This window comes from Bartonella sp. MU70NMGDW, from assembly GCF_042194085.1.
GTDB lineage: Bacteria > Pseudomonadota > Alphaproteobacteria > Rhizobiales > Rhizobiaceae > Bartonella > Bartonella grahamii.
The window spans coordinates 1-1,480 of record NZ_JBHIMK010000285.1 but is presented as its reverse complement, the minus strand read 5'-3'; the positions used below and the strand labels follow the sequence as shown (position 1 = coordinate 1,480).

The window sequence follows — 1,480 nt, the reverse complement described above, 5'->3', positions numbered from 1 at the left end:
GCATGGGAATGGTTTTATCATACAGTTGGAAATGACCGTTGTCCGATTCTCGATACATGGTGGCAAACGGAAACAGGGGGGCATATGATCACACCCTTGCCTGGTGCAACCCCCCTTAAAGCAGGGTCAGCCACACGTCCTTTTTTTGGTGTTCAACCCCAAATTGTTGATGCCCAAGGCAATGTTTTAGAGGGTGAAGCAGAAGGCAATCTTTGTATCAGTGATTCATGGCCCGGACAAATGCGCACACTTTATAAGAATCATGAGCGCTTTATTCAAACTTATTTTTCCTCCTATAAAGGAAAATATTTTTCAGGCGATAGCTGTAGGCGCGATAGCGACGGCTATTATTGGATCACAGGACGGGTTGATGACATTCTCAATGTCTCGGGACACAGGTTAGGAACCGCTGAAATTGAATCAGCCCTTGTTTCTCATCCCGCTGTATCAGAAGCAGCTATTGTGGGTTACCCGCATTCCATTAAAGGACAAGGAATTTATAGTTTTGTGACCCTCATGGAAGGGACAGCGCCAAGTGAAGAATTGCAAAAAGACCTTATCAAGCATGTGAGACACGAAATAGGCTCCATTGCCATATTGGATAAAATTCAGTTTGCTCCGCAGCTTCCCAAAACACGATCAGGGAAAATTATGAGACGTATTTTACGAAAAATCGCTGAAAACGATTTTGATACTCTCGGAGATATTTCAACCCTTGCCGAACCACAAGTTGTTGAAGATCTGATTGCCAACCGACAAAACTAAAAAACACGAAGAAATATAACATACGGTGGTTTTTGTTTTTTGCTAAAATTATCCTAGCATTGTTACGAAAACCACTGAGGAGAATAAAAAACAAAACAATTCATGAGAAGCTCAATCATTCTAACAACAAACGCTTTTCTTCATGGGAGGTAAGAAATAATTTAAGCAAAAACCTCAGGATTGGGATACGAACAAGAATAAGAAAGTAAGATAAAAAGAGCAACATAGCTTTTTAAAATCACCCAATGTCCACTCAATGCAAAAAAAGCCTCTGAGTAAGAAGGAAAAATAGTTCTGATGTTTATGCTAGAATCCCTTTGAAATTCCTGCTAAAATCATAAATAAGGCTAAAAAAAGAAAGTATAAGTGATAATATTCTTGAGCAAAAATATTTATCTATAACGAGGGTGTATAAAAAATATTAAAAACCATGAAATCTAAAATAAACAAGCTTACAACAAAAATCTAAAGCAATGAAAGTAAGAGTTTTTAGAATAAATGATGCAATATAAAATCAGGAGTAATAATAAAAAGTGATTCATTTTGAAAATGTCGGCCTACGCTATGGAATGGGCCCTGAGGTCCTTCGTGATATTAGCTTTCATATTCCTCCTGGATCATTTCAATTTCTCACAGGTGCCTCTGGAGCAGGGAAAACGTCGTTGATGCGTCTTATGTTTTTGGCACTCAAACCCACCCGCGGTCATATTGATCT

2 protein-coding genes are annotated in these 1,480 nt (G+C 38.6%); both read left to right on the top strand.

Going from position 1 to position 1,480, the window contains the following annotated elements; translation table 11 throughout:
- Positions 1-765 (top strand): AMP-binding enzyme (locus ACFIKE_RS10495; protein WP_375649827.1); only part of this gene is annotated, 765 nt, incomplete at its 5' end.
- Positions 766-1,298: 533 nt separating this feature from the next.
- On the top strand, positions 1,299-1,480 hold a 182-nt coding region (locus ACFIKE_RS10490; RefSeq protein WP_375649815.1), incomplete at its 3' end, for an ATP-binding cassette domain-containing protein.